Origin of the sequence: Bacteroides sp. CAG:189 (assembly GCF_000432295.1) — a bacterium.
Classification (GTDB): Bacteria; Bacteroidota; Bacteroidia; order Bacteroidales; family Bacteroidaceae; genus Bacteroides; species Bacteroides salyersiae.
In genome coordinates this window covers 51,794-75,773 of sequence record NZ_HF991022.1, presented here as the reverse complement: position 1 = coordinate 75,773, position 23,980 = coordinate 51,794, and the positions used below count along the sequence as shown (strand labels likewise).

23 protein-coding genes are annotated in these 23,980 nt (G+C 42.8%); 19 read left to right on the top strand and 4 right to left on the bottom strand.

Annotated features, from left to right (window positions below):
- The first annotated feature begins 9 nt into the window (after nt 1-9).
- The 4 genes from QVP90_RS04735 to QVP90_RS04720 all read left to right on the top strand — a co-directional run bounded on the left by QVP90_RS04735 (nt 10) and on the right by QVP90_RS04720 (nt 5,036).
- Nucleotides 10-807: a glycosyltransferase family 2 protein gene (locus QVP90_RS04735; protein WP_005927474.1), complete on the top strand. Its 798-nt coding sequence runs from the start codon at nt 10-12 to the stop codon at nt 805-807.
- Nucleotides 804-1,742 (top strand): glycosyltransferase family 2 protein, encoded by a 939-nt coding sequence (locus QVP90_RS04730; protein WP_021935791.1) that lies wholly within the window; start codon nt 804-806, stop codon nt 1,740-1,742. The genes QVP90_RS04735 and QVP90_RS04730 overlap by 4 nt, the downstream gene beginning before the upstream one ends.
- A 206-nt stretch (nt 1,743-1,948) precedes the next feature.
- Nucleotides 1,949-3,781 (top strand): ABC transporter ATP-binding protein, encoded by a 1,833-nt coding sequence (locus QVP90_RS04725; protein WP_021935790.1) that lies wholly within the window; start codon nt 1,949-1,951, stop codon nt 3,779-3,781.
- Nucleotides 3,782-3,797: 16 nt separating this feature from the next.
- Entirely contained in the window at nt 3,798-5,036 is a 1,239-nt protein-coding gene (locus QVP90_RS04720; RefSeq protein WP_007479302.1) for a hypothetical protein, read from the top strand.
- Nucleotides 5,037-5,043: 7 nt separating this feature from the next.
- Here the strand turns inward: QVP90_RS04720 and QVP90_RS04715 are convergent, their stop codons facing one another.
- Nucleotides 5,044-5,679: a ribonuclease H1 domain-containing protein gene (locus QVP90_RS04715; protein ID WP_021935789.1), complete on the bottom strand. Its 636-nt coding sequence runs from the start codon at nt 5,677-5,679 to the stop codon at nt 5,044-5,046.
- Between the two features lie 109 nt (nt 5,680-5,788).
- Between QVP90_RS04715 and QVP90_RS04710 the strand changes: the two genes are divergently transcribed.
- From QVP90_RS04710 to QVP90_RS04680, 7 genes are all read left to right on the top strand, one after another.
- On the top strand, nt 5,789-6,391 hold the full coding sequence (locus QVP90_RS04710; RefSeq protein WP_021935788.1) for a nitroreductase family protein: 603 nt from the start codon (nt 5,789-5,791) through the stop codon (nt 6,389-6,391).
- Between the two features lie 80 nt (nt 6,392-6,471).
- Nucleotides 6,472-6,999 carry a shikimate kinase gene (locus tag QVP90_RS04705; RefSeq protein WP_007479296.1) on the top strand — a complete coding sequence of 176 codons (528 nt, stop codon included), beginning with the start codon at nt 6,472-6,474 and terminating at the stop codon, nt 6,997-6,999.
- A gap of 120 nt (nt 7,000-7,119) precedes the next feature.
- Nucleotides 7,120-9,012 carry a biosynthetic arginine decarboxylase gene (gene speA, locus QVP90_RS04700; protein WP_005927456.1) on the top strand — a complete coding sequence of 631 codons (1,893 nt, stop codon included), beginning with the start codon at nt 7,120-7,122 and terminating at the stop codon, nt 9,010-9,012.
- Between the two features lie 31 nt (nt 9,013-9,043).
- Entirely contained in the window at nt 9,044-9,817 is a 774-nt protein-coding gene (gene argB, locus QVP90_RS04695; RefSeq protein ID WP_021935787.1) for an acetylglutamate kinase, read from the top strand.
- Nucleotides 9,818-9,878: 61 nt separating this feature from the next.
- Nucleotides 9,879-10,388, top strand: coding sequence for an RNA polymerase sigma factor (locus tag QVP90_RS04690; protein WP_007479291.1), 510 nt, complete (start codon nt 9,879-9,881; stop codon nt 10,386-10,388).
- The gene (locus QVP90_RS04685; RefSeq protein WP_021935786.1) at nt 10,378-10,887 is read left to right on the top strand and encodes a hypothetical protein; all 510 of its coding nucleotides are present in this window, start codon (nt 10,378-10,380) and stop codon (nt 10,885-10,887) included. The genes QVP90_RS04690 and QVP90_RS04685 overlap by 11 nt, the downstream gene beginning before the upstream one ends.
- Nucleotides 10,887-11,369 (top strand): DUF4252 domain-containing protein, encoded by a 483-nt coding sequence (locus QVP90_RS04680; RefSeq protein ID WP_005927446.1) that lies wholly within the window; start codon nt 10,887-10,889, stop codon nt 11,367-11,369. Before QVP90_RS04685 ends, QVP90_RS04680 begins: the two co-directional genes overlap by 1 nt.
- Before the next feature lie 288 nt (nt 11,370-11,657).
- Here the strand turns inward: QVP90_RS04680 and QVP90_RS04675 are convergent, their stop codons facing one another.
- Nucleotides 11,658-12,437: a head GIN domain-containing protein gene (locus tag QVP90_RS04675; protein ID WP_005927443.1), complete on the bottom strand. Its 780-nt coding sequence runs from the start codon at nt 12,435-12,437 to the stop codon at nt 11,658-11,660.
- A gap of 12 nt (nt 12,438-12,449) precedes the next feature.
- A complete protein-coding gene (locus tag QVP90_RS04670) occupies nt 12,450-13,190 on the bottom strand; it encodes a head GIN domain-containing protein (protein ID WP_005927440.1) in 741 nt (246 codons plus the stop codon).
- 138 nt (nt 13,191-13,328) lie between these two features.
- On the opposite strand from QVP90_RS04670, the gene QVP90_RS04665 reads away from it, so the two are divergent.
- Complete coding sequence (locus QVP90_RS04665) at nt 13,329-14,027, top strand: YgjP family zinc-dependent metalloprotease (RefSeq protein ID WP_025819011.1); 699 nt, start codon at nt 13,329-13,331, stop codon at nt 14,025-14,027.
- A gap of 14 nt (nt 14,028-14,041) precedes the next feature.
- Here the strand turns inward: QVP90_RS04665 and QVP90_RS04660 are convergent, their stop codons facing one another.
- Nucleotides 14,042-14,437: a hypothetical protein gene (locus tag QVP90_RS04660; RefSeq protein ID WP_021935785.1), complete on the bottom strand. Its 396-nt coding sequence runs from the start codon at nt 14,435-14,437 to the stop codon at nt 14,042-14,044.
- A 572-nt stretch (nt 14,438-15,009) separates the two neighbouring features.
- Here QVP90_RS04660 and QVP90_RS04655 point away from each other — a divergent pair.
- The 7 genes from QVP90_RS04655 to QVP90_RS04625 all read left to right on the top strand — a co-directional run.
- On the top strand, nt 15,010-17,349 hold the full coding sequence (locus QVP90_RS04655; RefSeq protein WP_021935784.1) for a glycoside hydrolase family 3 N-terminal domain-containing protein: 2,340 nt from the start codon (nt 15,010-15,012) through the stop codon (nt 17,347-17,349).
- Nucleotides 17,350-17,557: 208 nt separating this feature from the next.
- Nucleotides 17,558-18,538 (top strand): GntR family transcriptional regulator, encoded by a 981-nt coding sequence (locus tag QVP90_RS04650; RefSeq protein ID WP_021935782.1) that lies wholly within the window; start codon nt 17,558-17,560, stop codon nt 18,536-18,538.
- 72 nt (nt 18,539-18,610) lie between these two features.
- On the top strand, nt 18,611-20,383 hold the full coding sequence (fucI, locus tag QVP90_RS04645) for an L-fucose isomerase (RefSeq protein ID WP_021935781.1): 1,773 nt from the start codon (nt 18,611-18,613) through the stop codon (nt 20,381-20,383).
- A 9-nt stretch (nt 20,384-20,392) separates the two neighbouring features.
- On the top strand, nt 20,393-21,547 hold the full coding sequence (gene fucO, locus QVP90_RS04640; RefSeq protein WP_021935780.1) for a lactaldehyde reductase: 1,155 nt from the start codon (nt 20,393-20,395) through the stop codon (nt 21,545-21,547).
- Nucleotides 21,548-21,552: 5 nt separating this feature from the next.
- The gene (locus QVP90_RS04635) at nt 21,553-22,191 is read left to right on the top strand and encodes a class II aldolase/adducin family protein (protein ID WP_005927419.1); all 639 of its coding nucleotides are present in this window, start codon (nt 21,553-21,555) and stop codon (nt 22,189-22,191) included.
- 81 nt (nt 22,192-22,272) lie between these two features.
- The gene (locus QVP90_RS04630) at nt 22,273-23,664 is read left to right on the top strand and encodes a rhamnulokinase (protein ID WP_021935779.1); all 1,392 of its coding nucleotides are present in this window, start codon (nt 22,273-22,275) and stop codon (nt 23,662-23,664) included.
- 22 nt (nt 23,665-23,686) lie between these two features.
- Nucleotides 23,687-23,980 (top strand): L-rhamnose mutarotase (locus QVP90_RS04625; protein WP_288203955.1); only part of this gene is annotated, 294 nt, incomplete at its 3' end.

The window sequence follows — 23,980 nt, the reverse complement described above, 5'->3', positions numbered from 1 at the left end:
TTAAGAGAGATGGATACAAAAGTGTCATTGCTGATTTCTACGTATAATTGGGAAGATGCGTTACGATTATGTCTGTTGAGTGCTTCTATTCAAACGGTTTCTCCGGATGAGATTGTGATAGCTGATGATGGTTCGAGAGAGGATACTCGTAAATTGATAGATGATTTTAGAGTAGTATTAAAAGTTCCTATAGTCCATATTTGGCAAGAAGATAAAGGATTTAGAAAAACTTCAATCTTGAATAAGGCTATTGCGCAAGCTAAAGGCGATTATATCATCCAGATAGATGGTGATGTAATTATGGAACGTCATTTTATCCAAGATCATATTGAGATGATGGATAAAGGATATTTTGTCTGTGGAAGCCGTACTAAGTTAGGACCAATGGTGACTAAAAGATTGATTAGTGATATCAGTTTAAAGCTGAATGTTTCGGAAATTAAAGCAGGGTTTATCCTGAATGGCTTTCGTTCCAGATTACTGCGCTCTTTCCTGGCAGAACGGTATGCAAAAGTCATAGATCATATGCGTGGGTGTAATCTGGCTTTCTGGCGGGATGATTTTATATCAATAAATGGGTATAATGAGGATTTGCAGGATTGGGGACATGAAGATGGAGAGCTGGTGTATCGTTTGCATTTTGCAGGAGTTGGAAAGAAAGCTTTAAAGATGGGAGGAATTGTTTATCATCTTTGGCATAAGGAGGCTTCCCGCCATAATGAGGGGCAACATTTGCATGCTCTGGAAGTAGTAAAGGAAAACCATGTTAAGTGGTGTGATAATGGAATTGATAAATATTTGAGATGAACGAACCTCTGGTCTCTGTAATTGTACCGAATTATAATCATAGTGCCTATTTAATGTCACGTATTGATAGTATCTTGGCTCAAGATTTTGATAATTTCGAGTTGATACTTCTGGATGATTGTTCTACTGATAATAGTCGTGATATCTTGTTAAAATATCAATCCGATAATCGGGTTACCCATATCGTGTTTAATGAACAAAATAGTGGTACGACTTTTAAACAATGGGATAAGGGCTTGCTTTTAGCTCGAGGTAAATATATTTGGATTGCTGAAAGTGATGATTTTGCTGAAAAGAATTTTTTAACAGAAACGGTTACGGCATTAGAAGGAAATCCGGATGTCGTTTTAGCTTTTACCGGTTCGCAGATGGTAGATGCTGATGGACAACACATGGCGTTGGATTGGGATAAATTTTCATCTAAATTGCCGTTGCAGACAAAATTTGCGAGTAGAGATTTTCTTATAAAGAATATGCTATGGGGCCCCAGTGTATATAATGCCAGCATGGTGTTGTTTCGAAAAGAATGCTATACGAAAGTGAATGGTGGCTATAAAGAGTTTCGTTATTGTGGTGATTGGCTTTTTTGGATAGAGATATGTCGGCAGGGTAATGTTATTCGTATAAACCGTAAATTGAATTATTTTCGACAGCATGATAATAAAGTATCACCAAAGGCAGAAAAAGAGGGTGCATATTTTATAGAGGGGGGGCGAATTCTTGAATATATGATATCTTTGCTGAATTTATCCTCTTATCAACAATACGTTGTTGGTGGACGTACTTTAAAACGACTTTTGAAAGATGCTAAAACCCGCATTGGGTTGAAGCAGAAAGCTTTGAATGCTCATCCTGAATTATTCCGGGGGGGAGTATTTTCTATTTGGCTGTATGAATTTGATAAGATATTTAATATTTCACACTTACATCGTTAAAGATAGAATAAAGGAGGGTGTTGATAATGCTTTTTTATTATACTTGTTGAAAAATACATGCTGATGAATGAGAAGGGGATAATAATGTGCCAGACAAACTATAATTAAGATAATTGTTGAATTCCTGTGTTTTCTATCGATGTTTAGATATGATTTTCGGAGATTTTCCTCTATCTTTGTCGCCTAAATCATTTTAGTACAAGTTAATGAAAGAATTCTTGCAACTCATGAAACGGTTCGTATCTCCTTACCGGAGATATGTGGTGGGAGCCGTGTTTTTGAATATTTTGTCAGCAGTATTCAATATATTCTCGTTTACGCTATTGATTCCCATCCTTCAAATTTTATTTGAAATGGATAGTAAGGTATATGAATTTATGCCTTGGGATTCGACTGGGAGCTTGAAAGACATAGCTGTGAATAATTTCTATTATTATGTATCACACATGATTGAGGTAAATGGTCCGTCGATGACTTTGCTTTTCTTAGGACTGTTTTTGGCTTTTATGACTTTGCTTAAAACCGCTTGTTACTTTGCTTCTTCGGCAGTCATGATTCCTTTGCGTACAGGAGTAGTTCGGGATATTCGTATTATGGTTTACTCAAAGGTGATGTCATTACCTTTGGGCTTTTTTTCAGAAGAACGGAAAGGAGATATTATCGCTCGTATGAGTGGTGATGTGGGGGAGGTAGAGAATTCTATAACCAGTTCGCTGGATATGCTGATCAAAAACCCCATACTTATCATATTCTATTTTGGAACATTGATCATCACCAGTTGGCAGTTGACCCTGTTTACTCTGTTGGTTCTTCCCGGGATGGGATGGCTTATGGGAGTGGTTGGTAAGAAACTGAAACGGCAGTCGTTGGAAGCGCAGGGAAAATGGAGTGATACAATGTCACAATTGGAAGAGACGCTGGGAGGATTGCGTATTATCAAAGCATTCATTGCAGAAAAAAGAATGGTGGATCGCTTCGCCAAATGCAGTAATGAATTGAGGGATGCCAATAACCGGGTGGCTATGCGGCAGGCGCTGGCACATCCGATGAGCGAATTTTTAGGTACCATATTGATTGTTATTGTACTATGGTTCGGTGGTTCGTTGATCTTAGGGAAGAACTCTACGATTGATGCTCCTTCGTTTATTTTCTATATGGTGATTCTGTATAGTGTTATCAATCCGTTGAAAGAATTTTCTAAAGCCGGATACAACATTCCTAAGGGATTGGCGTCTATGGAGCGCGTAGACAAGATATTGAAGGCTGAGAATAATATAAAGGAAATTCCTAATCCGAAACCATTGAACGGCTTGAATGATAAAATTGAGTTTAAGGATATTTCATTCAGTTATAATGGTAAGAAAGAAGTCTTGAAGCATGTCAATCTGACTGTGCCTAAAGGAAAAACAATCGCTTTGGTAGGGCAATCCGGATCGGGTAAGTCGACATTGGTTGACCTGTTGCCGCGTTATCATGATGTGCAGGAAGGTGAAATAACGATTGATGGTACCAGTATAAAGGATGTGCGTATCTCTGCTTTGCGAACCTTGATTGGCAATGTTAATCAGGAAGCTATTCTGTTTAATGATTCTTTCTTTAATAATATTGCTTTCGGTGTAGAGAATGCGACTATGGAGCAGGTGATTGAGGCTGCGAAGATTGCCAATGCACATGACTTCATTATGGAGAAAGAGGATGGCTATAACACCAACATCGGTGATCGTGGAAGTAAGCTTTCGGGTGGCCAGAGGCAACGGATCAGTATCGCACGCGCTATCTTGAAGAATCCTCCTATTTTGATTCTGGATGAGGCTACTTCTGCTTTGGATACGGAATCCGAACGTCTGGTACAGGAAGCGTTGGAACGTCTGATGAAAACTCGTACGACGATTGCAATAGCCCATCGGCTTTCTACAATAAAAAATGCGGATGAAATATGTGTTCTCTATGAAGGGGAAATAGTAGAACGCGGTAAGCACGAAGAATTATTGGCCTTGAATGGGTATTATAAACGTCTTAATGACATGCAGTCGCTTTGATAAAATTGCAGATACGATGAAACTCAATAAATATGTCCGTAGGATAGCCTGTTGTCTGACGGTTGTTACTTTGCTTGGCTCGGCAGCCCATGCCCAGATGGTAGAACGTTTATGCCGGACGGATTACGAGATTGATCCGGAAAGACAGGGAGAACTTCTGGTTGAACTTGATAATATCAGCTTTTTTAAGGACAATGAGTTTGCAGGAAGCGTTATAAACGGATACTCTTTGCCCGGTCTGTGGCTACAGCCTAAGGGAGTGTTTTATCCATTGAAGAATATAAAGTTGGAATTGGGAGTTCATGCCTTGATTTATAGCGGTGCTTATAAGTTTCCCAATTATGCTTATCATGATATTGCAATCTGGAAAGGAAACCAGTATCAGCGTGGTACGCATATTTTGCCTTATTTCCGTGCGCAACTGGCTTTGTCGCGGGTAAATCTGGTTCTGGGTAATCTGTATGGCGGTGAAAATCATAGACTGATTGAGCCCCTTTATAATCCCGAACTGAACTTGACGGCCGATCCGGAAACCGGATTTCAAGTATTGTGTGACTTAAAACGTTGGCATTTCGATGCCTGGATCAACTGGCAGAGCTTTATTTTTGAAGCGGACACCCATCAGGAGGCTTTTACGGTCGGTCTCTCTTCTTTGGTTAAATTTAATAGACCGGAATCTCGTTTCCATTATTATTTGCCGGTACAGATGACCATTCAGCACCGGGGGGGAGAACAGATTGTGGATAACGACCGTCCTGTGCAAACTTTGGCAAATGGTTCTGTTGGCGCCGGTATTGTTTGGAACGTAAACCGCAAAGTGTTGAAGCGGATAAATGTTGAGGCGGACATGTTGGGATATTATCAGGAATCCGGCAAGTTGTGGCCTTTTGACAAAGGGGTGGGATTATACACGAAAGCCTCTTTTGATTTAGGAAATAATATTCGTGTAAAAGGCGGCTATTTTGTTTGCAAAGATTTTATCTCTTTATTCGGCATCCCTTATTTTGGTGCTGTTTCTATGAAGACAGAGGGAGCGGTTTACGATGACCCTCAAACTTGTTTCCTTTCCGTCGAATATTCCCGGACTTTTGGAAAACACTACGCTTTCGGTGCAAAAGGCGATCTGTATTATTCAATGCCCGGTACCATGAAGCTGGCGAGTGGTGAACTTGTTCCGGAAGGAAGCATGACTAATTTCTCATTTGGTGTTTATCTTAGAGTAAATCCGGCTTTTCTGATTAAGAAATTCAAGTAGTCTGCAATTATTTTCGTCCGAAATCAGCAGGAATCTCTCCCCATTCTTTGGTCTCCCATTTCAAAATACGGGTGGAATAGGTGTTTTCTCTTAACCACTTTTCCGCACGTTCGATAAGGAGAAATAATGCTTCCGTCTCCGGGGTACGGGGCAGTTTGGTCTTACATTTTTTCTGTTTCACCCAGCTGATTGCATTTACGCTATCGCTATATATGGGCATATCAAACTCCTTTTGTTTCAACAAGGCAAGTCCGTGTACCAATGCCAGAAATTCTCCGATGTTGTTTGTACCTTTCATGGGGCCGAAATGAAAAATCTCCTGCCTGCTGGCCACATGTACTCCACGGTATTCCATCGGACCGGGATTACCGCTACAGGCGGCATCCACTGCGAGACTGTTTTCTACTACGGCTGCGGGTAATACTTCGGAAGAGGGTTTGTGCTTGTTTTCTGTTTTTACGGCATTTTTTCCGATATAGGCATAAGGAGACGAATGAAAGGCACGTTCAGCTTCTTCGTGGGTACTGAAGGATTTGTATTTAGCACCTTCATAACCTTTTGTTTGGAGTTGGCATTCTGTCCAGGAGGTATAAATCCCCGGAGTACCTCCTTCCCATACCACGTAAAACTTTTGTTTACCCATTTATCTTTTTCATTTGAGTGGCAAAGTTACAAATATTTTCTTTTACCGAACAACTTTTCATGATCGGTTGTTCTTTGTTATAGATATCATAATAAAGAAAGGAGTTATAATGGAGAAATCTTTTAAAGAGGCCTTAAAACACAGAAGGACTTACTATGCAATTACAAACCAGTCGCCGATTTCCGATAAAGAAATAGAAGAAATTATCGATTTTGCCGTAACACATGTACCATCGGCTTTTAATTCACAATCCACCCGTGTCGTATTGCTATTGGGCGATAACCATCGGAAATTGTGGCAGATCGTTAAAAATACATTGTGGAAGATAGTGACTCCGGAAGCTTTCAAAAATACAGAAGCGAAGATAGATCATTCTTTTGCCAGTGGATATGGTACGGTACTGTTTTTTGAGGATCAGAATGTGGTGCAGGATCTGCAGAATAAATTTATCAGTTATAAAGATAACTTTCCGGGATGGGCTATGCAAACATCTGCCATGCACCAATTAGCGGTGTGGACGATGCTTGAAGATGCCGGTTTTGGTGTTTCTCTGCAACACTATAATCCTTTGATCGATGAAGAAGTTCGTTGCACATGGGAACTTCCGGCAAGTTGGCATTTAATAGCCGAGATGCCGTTTGGAATGCCCGCCGGAGAACCGGGCGATAAAGAATTCAAGGAACTTTCGGAAAGAGTGAAAGTTTTTAAATAAGCATATCGATTTTATTTACTACATACCGTGAGCTTTTTAATATATAATTGCCTATCTTTGTCTCAAAAAGATAGGCAATTATGATTCGTATATTTCTGACCGGCTATATGGGAGCCGGTAAAACGACATTAGGGAAAGCATTCGCACGGAAATTAAATCTTCCGTTTGTCGATCTGGACTGGTATATGGAAGAACGTTTTCATAAAACGGTAGGCGAATTGTTTGTGGAACGTGGTGAGGCAGGTTTCCGGGAGTTGGAAAAGAATATGCTGCATGAAGTAGGCGCCTTTGAGGATGTTGTGATCTCCACAGGTGGCGGTGCTCCCTGTTTTTTTGATAATATGGATTTTATGAACCGCAACGGTAAGACGGTCTTTTTGAATGTACATCCCGATGTGCTGTTCCGTAGGTTGCGTGTGGCTAAACAGCAACGTCCTATTTTACAGGGTAAACAGGACGACGAGTTGAAAGAATTTATTATCCGGGCATTGGAGAAACGTACTCCTTTTTATTCGCAAGCCCAATATGTTTTTAATGCCGATGAACTGGAGGATCGTTCCCAAATAGAAAAATCGGTGGAAAAGTTGCGTGACTTATTGAAACTGTAGCTTATTTGTACCTTTTGTAAATATCTTATTTAAAAAACATGGCTTTCTGATTGTATACTATGGATTTATAGTTATTTTTGTTGCCTTAAATAATTTATAAACACAACTGAATACATTAAAATGAGAAAGTGGCGTATTGAAGATTCTGAGGAACTCTACAACATTACAGGTTGGGGTACTTCGTACTTTGGTATTAATGACAAAGGTCATGTTGTTGTTACACCGCGAAAAGACGGCGTCGGCGTCGACTTGAAGGAACTGGTCGATGAGTTGCAGTTACGTGATGTGGCATCTCCCATGTTGATACGTTTTCCGGATATTTTGGACAATCGTATTGAAAAAACAGCTCACTGCTTTAAGCAGGCTGCCGAAGAGTACGGCTACAAGGCTCAGAATTTCATTATTTATCCAATCAAGGTAAATCAGATGCGTCCGGTTGTGGAGGAAATTATCAGCCACGGAAAGAAGTTCAATCTCGGTCTTGAAGCCGGATCTAAACCCGAACTTCATGCTGTGATTGCCGTAAATACGGATTCTGATTCATTGATTATCTGCAACGGATATAAAGATGAAAGTTATATAGAACTGGCGTTATTGGCTCAGAAGATGGGAAAACGTATTTTTCTCGTCGTAGAGAAGATGAATGAATTGAAACTTATCGCTAAGATGGCGAAGCAATTGAATGTAATGCCTAATATCGGTATTCGTATCAAGTTGGCTTCTTCCGGAAGTGGTAAGTGGGAAGATTCGGGCGGTGACGCCAGTAAGTTCGGGCTGACTTCCAGTGAATTGCTTGAAGCATTGGATTTTTTGGAAAAGAAGGAGATGAAAGAGTGCCTGAAGCTGATCCATTTCCATATCGGGAGCCAGGTTACTAAAATCCGTCGTATAAAGACGGCATTGCGTGAGGCGTCTCAGTTTTATGTACAGCTTCATGCGATGGGCTTTAATGTGCAGTTTGTCGATATTGGAGGCGGATTGGGAGTTGATTATGACGGTACCCGTTCTTCCAGCAGTGAAAGTAGCGTGAATTATTCTATTCAGGAATATGTCAATGACTCGATCTCTACTCTCGTGGATGCCAGCGATAAGAATGGTATTCCTCATCCGAACATTATTACTGAAAGCGGCAGGGCATTGACAGCTCATCATTCGGTGCTCATTTTTGAGGTATTGGAAACAACTACTCTGCCCGAATGGGACGATGAAGAAGAAATCGCTCCGGATGCTCATGAGTTAGTGCAGGAGCTATATGGGATTTGGGATACATTGAATCAGAATAAGATGCTTGAGGCTTGGCACGATGCACAACAAATTCGTGAAGAGGCCCTTGATCTTTTCAGTCATGGTATTGTCGACTTGAAAACACGTGCACAGATTGAGCGCTTATATTGGTCTATTACCCGTGAAATAAATCAGATAGCTGCCGGATTGAAGCATGCACCGGATGAATTCCGTAGTTTATCCAAATTGTTGGCAGATAAATATTTCTGTAACTTCTCATTGTTCCAGTCGCTTCCCGACTCTTGGGCTATTGATCAGATATTCCCTATTATGCCTATTCAGAGACTTGACGAGAAGCCCGATCGTTCGGCTACCTTACAGGATATCACCTGTGACTCGGATGGAAAAATTGCCAACTTTATTTCAACGAAGAACGTATCACATTATATGCCGTTGCACAGCTTGAAAAGTAAGGAACCTTATTATCTCGGCGTGTTTCTGGTCGGAGCTTATCAGGAGATATTGGGTGATATGCACAACTTGTTCGGCGATACGAATGCAGTACACGTTTCCGTAAACGAGAAAGGTTATTCCATTGAGCAGATTATCGATGGTGAGACGGTTGCCGAAGTGTTGGATTATGTGCAGTACAGCCCCAAGAAATTGGTGCGTACATTAGAGACGTGGGTTACCAAATCCGTAAAAGAAGGAAAAATATCGGTAGAAGAGGGGAAGGAATTCTTGTCGAATTATCGTTCGGGACTTTACGGATATACATATTTGGAATAGAGGGTGGGGAGAGACTTATCTTTTAGAATATATGAGAGAAAAATTGACTGTTATTAAAGTGGGCGGTAAGATTGTAGAAGAAGAAGCTACACTTAACCGATTATTAGATGATTTTACAACGATAGAAGGCCATAAAGTGCTGGTACACGGCGGGGGGCGTTCGGCTACGAAGATAGCGGCGCAGCTTGGCATTGAGAGTAAAATGGTGAACGGACGCCGTATTACAGATTCTGAGACACTGAAAGTGGTGACGATGGTATATGGCGGATTGGTCAATAAAAACGTGGTTGCCGGCCTGCAGGCTCGCGGAGTGAATGCTTTGGGATTGACCGGAGCGGATATGAATGTCATGCGTTCGGTGAAACGCCCGGTGAAAGAAGTGGATTACGGTTTTGTGGGTGACGTGGAAAAAGTGGATGCTTCACTGTTATCCGATCTTATATATAAAGGTGTGGTTCCTGTTATGGCACCGCTTACTCATGACGGTAAAGGCCATATGCTTAATACCAATGCCGATACCATTGCCGGAGAGACGGCAAAGGCGCTTGCCACTCTTTTTGATGTGACTCTTGTTTTCTGTTTTGAGAAGAAAGGCGTGTTGCGTGACGAAAATGATGACGATAGCGTGATTCCTTTGATCACCCCTGCGGAATTTAAGCAATATGTGGCCGATGGCATTATTCAGGGGGGGATGATTCCAAAGCTCGAGAACTCTTTTGCAGCAATTGATGCCGGAGTTTCGGAGGTTATAATAACTTTAGCATCAGCTATTAGCGGAGAAGAAGGAACACGGATCAAAAAATAATCCGAAAAAAATAAGAGTGTACCTGTAACTTTTCATATTCTCATCCGTCATTCTTATAGAGATGCAAGAAATCAGCTTCCGAAACGATATATTGCCTTTGAAAGATAAACTCTTTCGACTGGCCCTCAGAATAACTTTGGATAGGGCAGAGGCCGAGGATGTTGTTCAGGATACCATGATACGGGTGTGGAATAAGCGTGATGAGTGGCAACAATTTGAATCTGTCGAGGCTTATTGCCTGATAGTGGCAAAGAATCTGGCGATAGACAGAAGTCAGAAGAAAGATGCCCAAAATGTAGAACTGACCCCCGAAATGGCGGAAGAAGCGGATACATCCGGCCCCTATGACCGATTGGTGAATAATGAACGTATGAAAATTATTCATCGGTTGATTGATGAACTTCCCGAAAAACAAAGGCTTATTATGCAGTTGCGGGATATAGAGGGTGAGAGCTATAAAGATATTGCAAAAGTGCTTCAACTGACGGAGGAACAAGTTAAAGTAAACCTTTTCAGGGCAAGGCAAAAAGTGAAACAACGGTATATAGAGATTGACGAATATGGACTATAAGTATATAGAACAGCTTTTGGAGCGATATTGGCAGTGTGAGACTTCCTTGGAGGAAGAATCGGAGTTGCGCGCTTTCTTCTCAAAGGGAGAAATACCGGCTCATCTGCTTCAATATAAAGACCTGTTTGTTTATCAGCAGGTTCAGCGTGAGACGGGGCTGGGCGAAGACTTCGATGCACGTATTCTGGCTCAGGTAGAACCGCCAGTGGTGAAAGCACGGCGTCTGACATTGGTCGGAAGGTTCATGCCTCTGTTTAAGGCGGCTGCGGTTGTTGCTTTTATGCTTTCATTGGGGAGTGTGGCACAGCATACATTTTTCGCCAATGAAACTTTGGATTATAATTACGATACTTATACAGATACATATGATGATCCGGAAGTGGCTTATAAGCAAGTTTCTTCTGCATTGATGATGCTGTCTGAAGGAATCAATAAATCACAAGACCAAAACTTGGCCGACAGTGTGCGGTTGGGCGGAGTCGATATGATTAACGAATAATGAAGAGCGTTCTTTTAATGTGCTGGATGGCATTGCTATCTGTAGCCGTATCGGCTCAGGACTTTGCTTCGCGTTTTCTGACTGAACATAAGGCGGATTCAAATCTGACGTGTATAACTATCAGCCCGAAGATGATGGAGGAGATCATGAAAAGCGATGCTGAGAAAGATGATGAAGTTCTGGAGATTATTTCTAATTTGAAGAGCATGCAGATGCTGACTGCCAAAGTGGAAGGGCAGAAGTATTACGATGAAGCTCTAAAGGTGGTGGAAAAGAATTCCGGAAGGTTCGAACCGTTTCTTTCTTTTAAGGATAAAGCTGAAAATTGTCAGATTATGATCCGAAAGAAGAAGGATGCGATTGTCGAGTTGGTGATGTTGATGCATGAAAAGAATCAGTTTGCCGTGATTAATTTTACGGGCAATATGAGTCCGGAATTCATTTCGAAGCTGGCAGCTTCGATGAAGCCCAAGCGCTCTTGATAAGAAAAGACATTTTCATTTGCTTTAAACATAAATATAGTTAGTGTGCTTAATTAAAACAACTTGAGGCTGTGAAGTTTCAATTCTCTCAAATTTTTATAGAAAAACTAACTAAATAGATGGGCTACCGCGTGATGCAGTAGCCCTTTTATTTATCCTGCCGGCTCATATGGATTGCTTGGAAAAAGGAGGAAGAGAATGGCATTAAAGAGAAAAGGAAGTTGCCTCACGGAAACTTCCTTTTTCCATCTCTGTTAGAGAGATAAAGTTATATGTAAAGAGAGAATTTTATAATTTACGCAGTCCCTTTTTGGAGAAATCTATTTGTGGTTCTCCTCTGTAGGCTACTTCACCACTGCCGGAGACACGCCCTTTCAAGCTTTCTGTGGCATAACAGCTTATATCTCCCGAACCATTGATAGAGGTCGTTACATTCTCTGTTTCCAATTCGGAAGCTTGAATGTCTCCTGAACCGTTGATACTGTATTCGGCATTTTTGCAGATTCCGGAAAGGGAAATATCTCCCGAACCGTTGATACCTACTTCTGCCTTTAGGGCATCTATCCTGTTCAATGTCATATCTCCCGACCCGTTGATGGATAATGATAACAAATTACAGCTTATTTTGTTTCCCGCAATGTCTCCCGAACCTTGTATTTTAATACTTAAATTATCGTCGGTTTGTATTCCGTTTACAAGTTTGATATCACCGGAACCAGATAAGGCTATTCGGTTGAGTGCAGGACCGGAAACTCTTATTTCCAATTTTCCCCTGTTCTGTATGCTTGTGTTGTTTTTGAATTTTACGGTCAGGCTATTGTTTTGCACATAGATATCCAGCAGTTCTACTATATTATCTTGGCCGTATACCTCTACAGAAGGCTTTCCTTGGGCCTGTTTATAAATAACATCCGGGCTTCCTGTTAATTGTAGCCCGTTGAATTTCTCTACTTTGATCTGCTTGGTTATGTAGTTATTGCTTCCGGTCACCCGATTGCTGGGCGAACAGGCAGTTATTGTCCAGATCAGTAAAATTGCAGCGAATGAAGAAATTGAAATTGATTTCATGTTTTTATATATTTAAATACCCTTGATACTTCCCACACCCTTTTTGCTGAATGTTTTTTGTGCAGGATTTCCTTTATAGTTAATACTTCCTACTCCTTTGACGGCTGCGTCTAAAGATTGGGTAGCATTGCATGAGATATTGCCCACTCCATTGGAGGAGGCTTTCACGTGTGTTGCTTCCAGATCCGTTGCTTCTACATCGCCTACACCCTTAGAACTGAGATTGGCGTTGACTACTTTCCCTTTTAGGTTTACGTTACCCACTCCCATCGAGTTTACGGTCAGATTCTGGCAGTCCAGTTCCTGAACATTGACGTCGCCGACTCCTTTGCTTTCGATGTCGAGCCTGCCGGTAACAAACTTATTATCGATGTGAATGTTTCCTACGCCTTTAAATTGGATCCGGTTCAGATCCGGAGAGCTGATGGTTATTTTGAGTTTCTTGGCATTCTTTATTTTCTTATGCTTATCCATAGCTAATATCAGAGTATTACCTTTTACCGATACCTGTATTAACTTGACAAAATTATCCGGTCCATAGATTTGCAGGGAACTTTTCCCATCTGTAGATTGGGTATAATAAATGTCACCTACCGTAGTGGCATCTATGGAATTGAAATCTTTTATTTGGTAATCCCGTGTGATGTAATTTTTGCTGGGAGCTATGCCTTCCGCTCTTTCTGAGATAAAGGTACAACCGGTCAGTAATCCAGTCAGGAATATGATTAAGAATACGTTTAATTTTGCTTTCATCTTATAAGTTTTTTTGAGGTTTCTGTTTATTAGACGTAGACTCTTTCAAAAAGGTTGCATCGGGTACTACTTTTTTTTGAGTCTGTTGTATTTGTTCTTCCCGCAGAATATTTGTTTATTTGCAGGTGTATGGAAAAAATAGATAAGATACTTGAAGATGAAGAATTGGGGCTTTTGGTGATACGTGTTAATCCACGTGCCAAGCGGCTGATTTTCCGGACGAAAAGTGATGCCATTTATGTAAGCGTACCTCCCGGAACCACATCTGCCGAGATCACCGATGCTATCAATCAATTGCGTGTGAAATTGCGTGGCTTCAAGGAGAAGACTGCTCGCCCATCGATAGATTTGGATTACCGGATTGAGACGGAATATTTTAAGCTGTCTTTGGTAGCCGGTGAGCGTGATCGTTTTCTGGCGCATTCGGAGTTAGGAGAGATGCGTATCGTTTGTCCCCCGACTGCTGATTTTACTGATAGTAAGTTGCAGGAATGGTTGCATAAGGTCATTGAGGAAGCGCTGAGAAGAAATGCAAAAATCATTCTTCCGCCACGACTGTACATGCTGTCCGGCCGGCATAACCTTCCTTACAAGAGTGTGAAAATCAATTCCAGCCGTGGACGGTGGGGGAGTTGCTCGGCTCGTAAGGCAATCAACCTGTCTTACTTTCTTGTTTTGTTGCCTCAGCATTTAATAGACTATGTGCTGCTTCATGAATTGTGCCACACGCGTGAGATGAACCATGGCGATCGTTTCTGGTCGTTACTCGATTCGTTGACCGATGGGAAAGCGCTTGCGCTACGCGAAGAATTGAAAAATTATAAGACGGAGATTTGAAAGGATGGCAACGTCTAACGGGAAAGTTGTTTAATTCCGTCGGCATCTTTTTCAAAGCGGTAGCTGCCCCCCTTTTCGCTTAAGTCGAATGTAGACAGTTCGTCTGTCAGATTATCGACGATCATCAGCGCATTTTGCTCCGCAAATCGGCCTACTTCGATTGCGAAGGGCTCTTCGGTTATTCGTTTATTTATTATCAGACTGTCATTGATGAAAAGTGAGAGCGAATCACCGGTGAATCCTTTGGTAAGATGGATCGTGTAAGTTTCTATGAAGTGGCGTTCTTCCTGTTTTTCGCGTTGCAGCCTCATACTCATATAGACAAAGATGACTACAACAAAAATAACGGCGAATGCCAGAATACCATTGCCTACCATAAATTGCTTATTAGTGTTCAGACGATGTGCCATAACGATTCTTTTAAAATTTCGGTGTAAAGGTACTGATTTTATTTGTGATTACCGGTATAGGAATGTCCGAATCATAGCGAATCGTAGCGAATACCTATCAAAAAAATAATAAAGGCTTTGTTCGTTTGCAAAAGGTACAGAAGTCGGAATTAAAAGTATGGAATAGAAACTTGAATTGATTCCTTACCCCTTACGCTTCCCCTTGTTCATCAGTGTTTGCGTGCGGAAGGGGGGATTGTCAATGTTCGATTATGCTTTATGTGAATATGGTGATTGTGCCTCGTATTTCCAGCTCTTGGAGCCCCTTCCGCTCTGTAATGGCGGCAAGCAAGGCATTTCAGAATTGCGTAAGGGATCTGTGCAGACTCTCGCTGTCTATGTTTCTGTTCCTGTCTTTGTCAAATACTTCTTATGCTTTTGGCTGGATATTTACCGCCTGACGCTGCGAATTCCTGCTTGTGGAATTCAAGTTTATCTCCTTCGGCAATATTATATCGGGTACATTGTATTATCTTTGCTCACGTATCATAACGATATCCGGTGTACGGCTTACTACAAATCAAATTGATAACATGAACAAGAAACTATTATTTCCTTTGGTATTCGCAGGATTTGCATGGTCTGTTTTTGCACAGAATACGATAATCTCCCCGGCTATTCCTGTTGATAAAGTGATAGAGGATAAGGTTGAGAAGTTGCTCGAAAAGATGACTCTGGAAGAGAAAATAGGGCAGATGACCGAATTGACGATCGATGTGTTGACTGATAAGAAAACAACAGGGCAACCGGGTTTTACTTTTGATGAAGCCATGCTCGATACCGTGATCGGTAAATATAAAGTGGGATCTATACTGAATGTACCTTATGGCGAAGCACAGACGAAGGAGGTCTGGGCCACTCTTATCAAAAGAATTCAGGAAGAATCGATAAAGTCTATGGGAATTCCCTGCGTGTATGGCGTTGATCAGATACATGGCACCACCTATACGGCCGGTGGAACTTTCTTTCCGCAGGGCGTCAATATGGGGGCTACATTCAATCGTGAACTGGTACGGAAAGGAGCCGAGATATCGGCTTACGAAACAAAAGCCGGATGCATTCCTTGGACGTACGCGCCCGTTGTGGATCTTGGCCGTGATGCCCGTTGGCCTCGTATGTGGGAAAATTATGGAGAAGACTGTTACGTCAATACAGAGATGGGACGTGAATCTGTGATTGGTTTTCAAGGCGAGGATCCGAACCATATAGGCCCCAATCGGGTAGCTGCCTGTTTGAAACATTATATGGGTTATGGTGTCCCCGTATCCGGCAAAGATCGTACGCCATCGTCTATCACGGTGCAGGAGATGCGTGAAAAGCATTTTGCCCCTTTTCTGGAATCTGTGAAAGCCGGTGCTTTGTCTGTTATGGTGAATTCTGCTATGAACAACGGGCTTCCTTTTCATGCCAATTATGAACTTTTGACGAAATGGCTGAAGGAAGACCTTAATTGGGACGGGCTCATCGTAACGGATTGGGCGGATATAAACAACCTGTATACCCGTGACAAAGTGGCCGCTTCCAAGAAAGAAGCCGTAAAAATGGCTATTAATGCCGGTATCGATATGTCTATGGTGCCTTATGAATGGAGTTTCTGTAATTATCTGAAAGAACTTGTGCAAGAAGGTGAAGTTCCTATGAGCCGCATTGATGATGCTGTACGCCGGGTACTGCGCATGAAATTCCGTCTCGGGCTGTTCGACAAGCCATATTGGGATCCTTCGGAATACCCGGAATTTGCGAGTAAATCGCATGCTGCAACTGCTTTGCTGGCGGCAGAGGAATCACTTGTCCTATTGAAGAATGCGGATCGGATCCTGCCACTTGCTTCCGGAAAGAAAATATTGATTACCGGACCGAATGCCAATTCGATGCGTACGCTGAATGGCGGATGGTCTTATTCCTGGCAAGGCCATAAGGCAGATAGGTTTGCCGGTGAGTATAATACGATCCTTGAAGCATTCAAGGCAAAATTCGGTGTGGGAAATGTGGTATACGAACCAGGAGTGACTTATAAGCAGAAAGGTGCTTACTGGGAAGAGAATGCTCCGAAAATAGAAAAAGCGGTTGCTGCCGCTTCGGAAGTGGACTATATTCTGGCCTGTGTCGGTGAAAATTCTTATTGTGAAACACCGGGCAACCTGACTAATCTTTTCCTCTCACAAAACCAGTTGAATCTGGTGAAAGCTCTGGCGGCTACCGGAAAACCGGTAATTCTGATTCTGAATGAGGGGCGTCCGCGTATTATCAATGAGATAGAGCCGTTGGTAAAGGCGGTTGTCAACATCATGTTGCCGGGTAATTACGGGGGCGATGCACTGGCTAATCTTTTGGCCGGCGATGTCAATTTCAGTGGGAAGATGCCCTATACTTATCCTAAAGATATCAATTCTTTGGTGACTTATGATTATAAACCGTGTGAAGACCTTGAGAAGATGCAGGGAGCTTATGATTATGATGCGGTGATGTCTGTTCAGTGGGCTTTTGGCTACGGGCTTAGCTATACGACTTTTGCCTATGATCGTCTGAGCGTGAATAAACCTTCGTTTACTGCCGGTGATGAACTCGTTTTTACGGTCGATGTGACCAATACCGGTGATAAGGCAGGTAAGGAGAGTGTTCTGCTTTTCAGTAGTGATCTGGTGGCTTCCTTGACCCCTGATATCCGCCGTCTTCGTGCTTTCGAAAAGGTAGAACTGCAACCGGGTGAAACGAAAACCGTTACATTGAAAGTAAAAGGCAGCGATTTGGCTTTTGTAGGCTATGATGGTAAATGGATACTGGAAAAAGGAGATTTCAGAATTCAAACAGGAAAGCAAACGCTGAATATAACCTGCTCGGAAACAAAAAAGTGGAATACACCGAATAAATAAAATCAATCTGTTGATTTTAAGAAATATAGTTGCATCCTGATACTATGAATAAAAGGTATCAGGATGCTTTTTTATACGATTATCCACGATCTTGTGTTGCAAAACATATTTCTTATTCTTGTTGATCTTAAATAAATTACCTTTCTTTGCAGCAGGATGGTTCAGCATAGTTGCCGGACATTTTCTGAAAACCTTTTGATCTGTAGATATGGAAATTATATTCGGACAGCAAACAACCAAAGTGAAGCAATTGGCCGATCTCATCAGCCAAGATATTTCAATGGGTAGATATAAGGTAGACGATGCTTTGCCTTCTATCAATCAGTTGAGCCGGGATTATAAAGTATCACGTGATACGGTTTTCAAAGCTTTTATCGATTTAAAAGACCGAGGAATTATCGATTCCACCCCCGGAAAAGGGTATTATGTGGTAAACAGGCAGAAAAGCATATTGTTGTTGCTCGATGAATATTCCCCATTTAAAGACACCCTTTATAATAGCATTATCAAGCATTTGTCTTCCCGTTATAAAGTCGATTTATGGTTTCACCAATACAACGAGAGCTTGTTCAATGCTATTCTTCGTGAATCCTTGGGGCGGTATAATAAATACGTTGTTATGAACTTCGATAACGAAAAGTTCTCTCCTAATCTTTATAAAATAGACTCTTCCAAACTCTTATTGCTCGACTTCGGCAAGTTCGACAAGAAAGATTATTCTTATATATGTCAGGATTTCGATGATTCTTTTTATCAGGCATTATTGCAGCTGACCGATCGGTTGCAGCACTATAAAAGGCTCGTTTTGTTGTTTGTGAAAGGGACAAAGCACCCCCGGAGTACTTGTGACAGTTTCCGGAAGTTTTGTGCCGACCGGGAATTCATGTGCGAAGTGAGAGAGGATGTGGAAGGAATGAAAGTGCGCGAAGGCGAGGTTTATATCGCTATCCGACAGGTCGATGTGGTACATATCATCAAACAAAGCCGGATAGAAGGTTTGGTTTGCGGAACCGATTTCGGCTTGTTGGCCTATAATGAAACTCCTGCTTATGAAGTGATAGACAGGGGAATAACTACGCTGAGTATCGATTGGGAAAAGATGGGGACATTGACAGCCGATTTTATCCTTACCGGCAAGCAGGTACATACGTATTTGCCTACCGAGATACGTTTAAGAGGATCTTTATAGGATTTTTTATTCCTATATTTCAGCACAGTTCAGTACAGATGGAAATGTTTTACTTATTTAAATCATAAGAATATGAAAAAGTATCCGAGAATTGGAATTCGCCCTACCATCGATGGTCGTCAGGGTGGTGTTCGTGAAAGTCTTGAAGAAAAGACAATGAATCTGGCTAAAGCCGTAGCCGAATTGATCTCTACAAATTTAAGAAACGGAGACGGTACTCCGGTAGAGTGTGTGATAGCCGACGGTACAATCGGACGTGTGGCCGAAAGTGCTGCATGTGCCGAGAAATTCGAACGTGAAGGGGTGGGGGCAACCATTACCGTGACATCCTGCTGGTGCTATGGAGCCGAAACAATGGATATGAACCCGTATTACCCGAAGGCGGTCTGGGGATTTAACGGAACCGAACGTCCGGGAGCCGTTTATTTGGCAGCCGTATTGGCAGGACATGCACAGAAGGGCCTGCCGGCTTTTGGTATTTACGGACACGATGTACAGGATCTGAATGATAATTCCATTCCTGCCGATGTAGCCGAAAAGATATTGCGTTTTGCCCGTGCTGCCCAAGCGGTAGCTACTATGAGAGGAAAATCCTATCTTTCTATGGGTAGTGTTTCCATGGGTATTGCCGGTTCTATCGTTAATCCGGATTTCTTCCAGGAATATCTCGGTATGCGAAATGAGTCTGTCGACCTCACAGAAATCATCCGTCGCATGACAGAGGGTATTTATGATAAAGAAGAGTTCGCCAAAGCAATGGCCTGGACCGAAAAGTATTGTAAGAAGAACGAAGGAAAAGACTTCAACCTTCCGGAGAAAACAAAAACCCGTGAGCAGAAAGACGAAGACTGGGAATTCATTGTCAAGATGACTATTATCATGCGCGATTTGATGCAGGGAAATCCGAAACTGCGTGAGATGGGCTTCAAAGAAGAGGCTTTAGGGCACAATGCCATCGCTGCCGGATTCCAGGGGCAACGCCAATGGACCGACTTTTATCCTAACGGGGATTATTCGGAAGCCTTATTGAATACCTCTTTTGACTGGAACGGTATTCGTGAAGCTTATGTGGTAGCTACCGAAAATGATGCCTGTAACGGCGTAGCGATGCTCTTCGGGCATCTGTTGACAAACCGTGCGCAGATATTCTCGGACGTGCGTACCTATTGGAGCCCCGAAGCGGTAAAGCGCGTGACAGGAAAAGAACTTACAGGCATGGCTGTCAATGGTATTATTCACTTGATCAATTCCGGTGCTACAACGCTCGATGGAACCGGTCAGCAAACCGATGAGAAAGGTGAACCGGCGATGAAACCTTGCTGGGAGATCACGGAAAAAGAGATGGAGAAATGTCTGGAAGCTACTACCTGGTATCCTGCTAACCGTGATTATTTCCGTGGCGGCGGCTTCTCTTCCAATTTCTTATCCAAAGGAGGCATGCCTGTTACGATGACACGTCTGAACTTGATTAAAGGATTAGGCCCAGTACTCCAGATTGCCGAGGGATGGACGGTAGAGATTGATCCGGAAGTTCACCGTTTGCTGGATGAACGTACGGATCGTACATGGCCGACCACTTGGTTTGTACCCCGTTTGTGTGATAAACCTGCATTCAAAGATGTTTATTCGGTAATGAACAATTGGGGGGCCAATCATGGTGCTATCAGTTATGGGCATATCGGACAGGATCTGATCACATTAGCTTCTATGTTGCGTATTCCTGTATGTATGCACAATGTCGAAGAAGACGCCATCTTCCGTCCGGCCGCATGGAATGCTTTCGGTATGGAGAAAGAAGGAGCGGATTACAGAGCATGTGCTGTTTATGGTCCTATTTATAAATAATGGAATAAAATGATTAATCGATTTATATTAAACGAAGTTTCATACTTCGGACCGGGAGCACGGGAAGTGCTCCCGAAAGAGATCGCCCGTTTGGGGCTGCATAAGGCTCTGGTCGTTACGGATAAGGATCTTATTAAATTCGGGGTGGCCGATAAAGTGTTGAAAGTACTTGAAACAGCTTCTGTTCCATACGAGGTTTTCAGTGATGTCAAACCGAATCCTACCGTAGCTAATGTCAAGTCTGGTCTACAGGCTTTTGCAGCTTCGGGTGCCGATTTTATTCTTGCAATCGGTGGCGGTTCATCGATCGATACTTCCAAGGCGATCGGTATTATAACCAATAATCCGGAATTCAGTGATGTAGTATCTCTGGAAGGGGTGGCAGATACGAAAAACAAATCTGTTCCCATTATTGCTTTGCCTACTACGGCGGGTACGGCGGCCGAGGTTACTATTAATTATGTGATTACCGATGAAGCCAATGAAAAGAAAATGGTTTGCGTAGATCCCAATGACATTCCCGTAGTTGCCGTTGTAGATGCCGAATTGATGTATACCCTTCCCAAAGGGCTGACAGCTTCTACCGGGTTGGATGCTTTGACGCATGCCATTGAAGGACTTATAACGAAAGGTGCCTGGGAGATGAGCGATATGTTCGAGATAAAAGCGATCGAAATGATTGCCCGTTATCTTGAGACGGCTGTCAATGAGCCATCCAATGCCGAAGCCCGTAATGGTATGGCGGTTGCCCAGTACATTGCCGGTATGGCGTTTTCTAATGTAGGTTTGGGAGTTGTGCATGGCATGGCACATCCGTTGGGAGCTATTTTCGATATACCTCACGGTGTAGCAAATGCCTTGCTGTTGCCTATTGTGATGGAGTTCAATGCTCCTGCGGCACTCGATAAATATGTAGAGATAGCCAAGGCTATGAATGTATATACGCCGGATATGACTCGTGAAGAAGCCGCTGCTGCGGCGGTCAAGGCAGTCCGGGAACTTTCTGTCCGTGTAGGGATCCCGCAGCATTTATCCGAATTGGGAATAAAGGAAGAGGATCTGGATAAGTTGGCTGCGGCGGCGTTTGCCGATGTATGTACCCCGGGAAATCCCCGTGAAGTGAGCAAAGAAATAATACTTGAACTTTATAAAAAAGCATTGTAGTCATTATGATAACGAATGAACAGATAGAACAGTTTATAGCCCAGGCTCATCGTGTAGGCGATGCCGGACTTACTATTTGCAGTAGCGGTAATATCTCCTGGCGTATAGGGGATGAAGTGCTGATTTCCGGTACAGGCTCTTGGGTGCCTTCTCTGCCCAAAGAAAAGGTCTCCATCTGTAAACTCTCGACGGGAGAAGTGCTGAATGGTGTGAAGCCGTCTATGGAGAGCGGTTTCCATTTCGGTGTTCTCCGTGAGCGTCCCGATGTGAATGTGGTGCTTCATTTCCAGTCTCATTATGCTACTGCGGTGGCTTGTATGAAGAATCGTCCCACTAATTTGAATGTAACGGCCGAAATACCTTGTCATGTAGGCAGAGAAGTGCCGGTAGTTCCTTATTATCGTCCCGGTTCGAAAGAATTGGCACAAGGGGTGATAGATGGATTGAAAGACCACAATTCGGTATTACTGTTAAAGCACGGACAAGTGGTATGTGGAAAAGACTTCGACGAAGCTTTTGAACGTGCCATGTTCTTCGAGATGGCATGTCGCATTATTATCCAGTCCGGCGGTGATTATACCGTGTTGACGCCCGAAGAGATTGATGATCTCGAGACTTACGTTTTGGGTAAGAAGACTAAATAATAAGATGAAAAGGAGGGGAAAATGGGGATGTATTTCCAAGTCTCTTTTTCTCCTCCTTATTATTTAGAAAAGAGTTGAGCTATGAATACATATTTAGCAGTGGATTTTGGTGGAGGTAGCGGGCGAGTGATGGCCGGCACCATTGACAACGGGCGGTTAACACTGGAGGAAGTATATCGTTTTCCCAACCGGCAAATCCGGATGGGGAACTATATTTATTGGGATTTCCTTGCATTGTTCGGTGAAATGAAAACCGGGCTTCGTCTGGCTGCCCATAAAGGATATTCCATAAAAAGTATCGGAATCGATACTTGGGGGGTCGATTTCGGATTGATAGACAGGCAAGGCAATTTGTTGGGCAATATGGTTTGCTATCGCGATCCGCGCACGAATGGATTACCCGAAGAACTGTTCGGGCATATGGATATTTCCCGTCATTATGCGGAGGCCGGTATTCAAGTGATGCCTATTAACACGCTTTTTCAGCTTTACAGTATGAAAAAGAACGGGGATGTACAATTGGAACTTGCAGATAAGTTGCTGTTTATGCCCGATCTTTTCAGTTTCTTTTTGACAGGCGTGGCAAATAATGAATATTGCATTGCTTCCACCTCCGAAATGCTCGATGCCCGCAAGCGTACTTGGAACTATCCATTAATAGACAGTTTGGGTTTACCCGAACGTCTTTTCGGAGAAATAGTAATGCCCGGAACCGTACGGGGAAAACTGAAAGCCGATATTGCTGAAGAGATCGGTATGAATGGTGAGGTCGATGTGGTTGCCGTAGGTTCGCACGATACTGCAAGCGCCGTATTTGCAGTGCCTGCCGTCACCGGTGGTGTTAATACCCGAAAAGCTTTCCTGAGTTCCGGAACCTGGTCACTTCTTGGAGTTGAATTAGACGAACCTATCCTTACCGAAGAGGCTCGCTTGGCAGGGTTTACCAACGAAGGAGGTGTGGGAGGTAAAATCCGTTTTTTGCAGAATATCACAGGCTTGTGGATTTTGCAGCAACTTATAGCTCAGTGGAAAGAACGAGGCGAAGATACGGAGTACGAAACTCTGATAACTGCTGCGGAGAATGCGGAAATCGATTCAATTATTCGTGTGGATGACGAGGTCTTTCAAAGTCCGTTGAATATGGAGAAAGCAATTGCCGATTATTGCCGTGAACATCGCCTTGCCGTACCAAAAACTTGTGGTGAATATGTTCTTTGTATACTTAAATCGCTCGCGCAACGTTATAAACAAGGAGTCACTCAGTTAAACAGCTTGTTACCGTCACCTGTTACCCAACTTCATATCATAGGGGGAGGGTGTCGTAACCGCCTTCTCAACCGCCTGACGGAAGAAGCATTGGGCATTCCGGTGTATGCAGGTCCTGTTGAGGCCACTGCTATTGGAAATATCCTTGTGCAAGCTTTGGCGTGTGGGGAGATTAAGGCACGTGATGAAATTACAAAAATTATTTAAAGGGACAGATAAAAATAAAACCATGGAAACATCTATTAAAAGTTATGCGGCTAAAGAGCATCATCAACCGGTGAAACGATATTGCCGGACATTGGATCTGCGTGACGATCCGAAGCTGATAGCCGAGTATCGCCGACGCCACAGCCAAGCGGAAATCTGGCCGGAAGTTATCGCCGGTATCCGGGAAGTCGGTATCCTTGAAATGGAAATTTACATTTTGGATACACGTTTGTTTATGATAGTCGAGACTGCACTCGATTTTGATTGGGACACGGCAATGGAACGGCTTGCCACTTTGCCCCGCCAGCAGGAATGG

Excerpts from the sequence above, each read along its gene's own strand:
- QVP90_RS04715 (WP_021935789.1), bottom strand. The coding sequence starts at position 5,679 with ATGGGTAAACAAAAGTTTTACGTGGTATGGGAAGGAGGTACTCCGGGG.
- QVP90_RS04655 (WP_021935784.1), top strand. The coding sequence starts at position 15,010 with ATGAACAAGAAACTATTATTTCCTTTGGTATTCGCAGGATTTGCATGG.
- QVP90_RS04670 (WP_005927440.1), bottom strand. The coding sequence starts at position 13,190 with ATGAAAGCAAAATTAAACGTATTCTTAATCATATTCCTGACTGGATTA.
- QVP90_RS04680 (WP_005927446.1), top strand. The coding sequence starts at position 10,887 with ATGAAGAGCGTTCTTTTAATGTGCTGGATGGCATTGCTATCTGTAGCC.
- QVP90_RS04730 (WP_021935791.1), top strand. The coding sequence starts at position 804 with ATGAACGAACCTCTGGTCTCTGTAATTGTACCGAATTATAATCATAGT.
- speA (WP_005927456.1), top strand. The coding sequence starts at position 7,120 with ATGAGAAAGTGGCGTATTGAAGATTCTGAGGAACTCTACAACATTACA.
- argB (WP_021935787.1), top strand. The coding sequence starts at position 9,044 with ATGAGAGAAAAATTGACTGTTATTAAAGTGGGCGGTAAGATTGTAGAA.
- QVP90_RS04705 (WP_007479296.1), top strand. The coding sequence starts at position 6,472 with ATGATTCGTATATTTCTGACCGGCTATATGGGAGCCGGTAAAACGACA.
- QVP90_RS04630 (WP_021935779.1), top strand. The coding sequence starts at position 22,273 with ATGAATACATATTTAGCAGTGGATTTTGGTGGAGGTAGCGGGCGAGTG.
- fucI (WP_021935781.1), top strand. The coding sequence starts at position 18,611 with ATGAAAAAGTATCCGAGAATTGGAATTCGCCCTACCATCGATGGTCGT.
- QVP90_RS04650 (WP_021935782.1), top strand. The coding sequence starts at position 17,558 with ATGGAAATTATATTCGGACAGCAAACAACCAAAGTGAAGCAATTGGCC.
- QVP90_RS04710 (WP_021935788.1), top strand. The coding sequence starts at position 5,789 with ATGGAGAAATCTTTTAAAGAGGCCTTAAAACACAGAAGGACTTACTAT.
- QVP90_RS04660 (WP_021935785.1), bottom strand. The coding sequence starts at position 14,437 with ATGGCACATCGTCTGAACACTAATAAGCAATTTATGGTAGGCAATGGT.
- QVP90_RS04735 (WP_005927474.1), top strand. The coding sequence starts at position 10 with ATGGATACAAAAGTGTCATTGCTGATTTCTACGTATAATTGGGAAGAT.
- fucO (WP_021935780.1), top strand. The coding sequence starts at position 20,393 with ATGATTAATCGATTTATATTAAACGAAGTTTCATACTTCGGACCGGGA.
- QVP90_RS04725 (WP_021935790.1), top strand. The coding sequence starts at position 1,949 with ATGAAAGAATTCTTGCAACTCATGAAACGGTTCGTATCTCCTTACCGG.
- QVP90_RS04675 (WP_005927443.1), bottom strand. The coding sequence starts at position 12,437 with ATGAAATCAATTTCAATTTCTTCATTCGCTGCAATTTTACTGATCTGG.
- QVP90_RS04690 (WP_007479291.1), top strand. The coding sequence starts at position 9,879 with ATGCAAGAAATCAGCTTCCGAAACGATATATTGCCTTTGAAAGATAAA.
- QVP90_RS04685 (WP_021935786.1), top strand. The coding sequence starts at position 10,378 with ATGGACTATAAGTATATAGAACAGCTTTTGGAGCGATATTGGCAGTGT.
- QVP90_RS04635 (WP_005927419.1), top strand. The coding sequence starts at position 21,553 with ATGATAACGAATGAACAGATAGAACAGTTTATAGCCCAGGCTCATCGT.
- QVP90_RS04720 (WP_007479302.1), top strand. The coding sequence starts at position 3,798 with ATGAAACTCAATAAATATGTCCGTAGGATAGCCTGTTGTCTGACGGTT.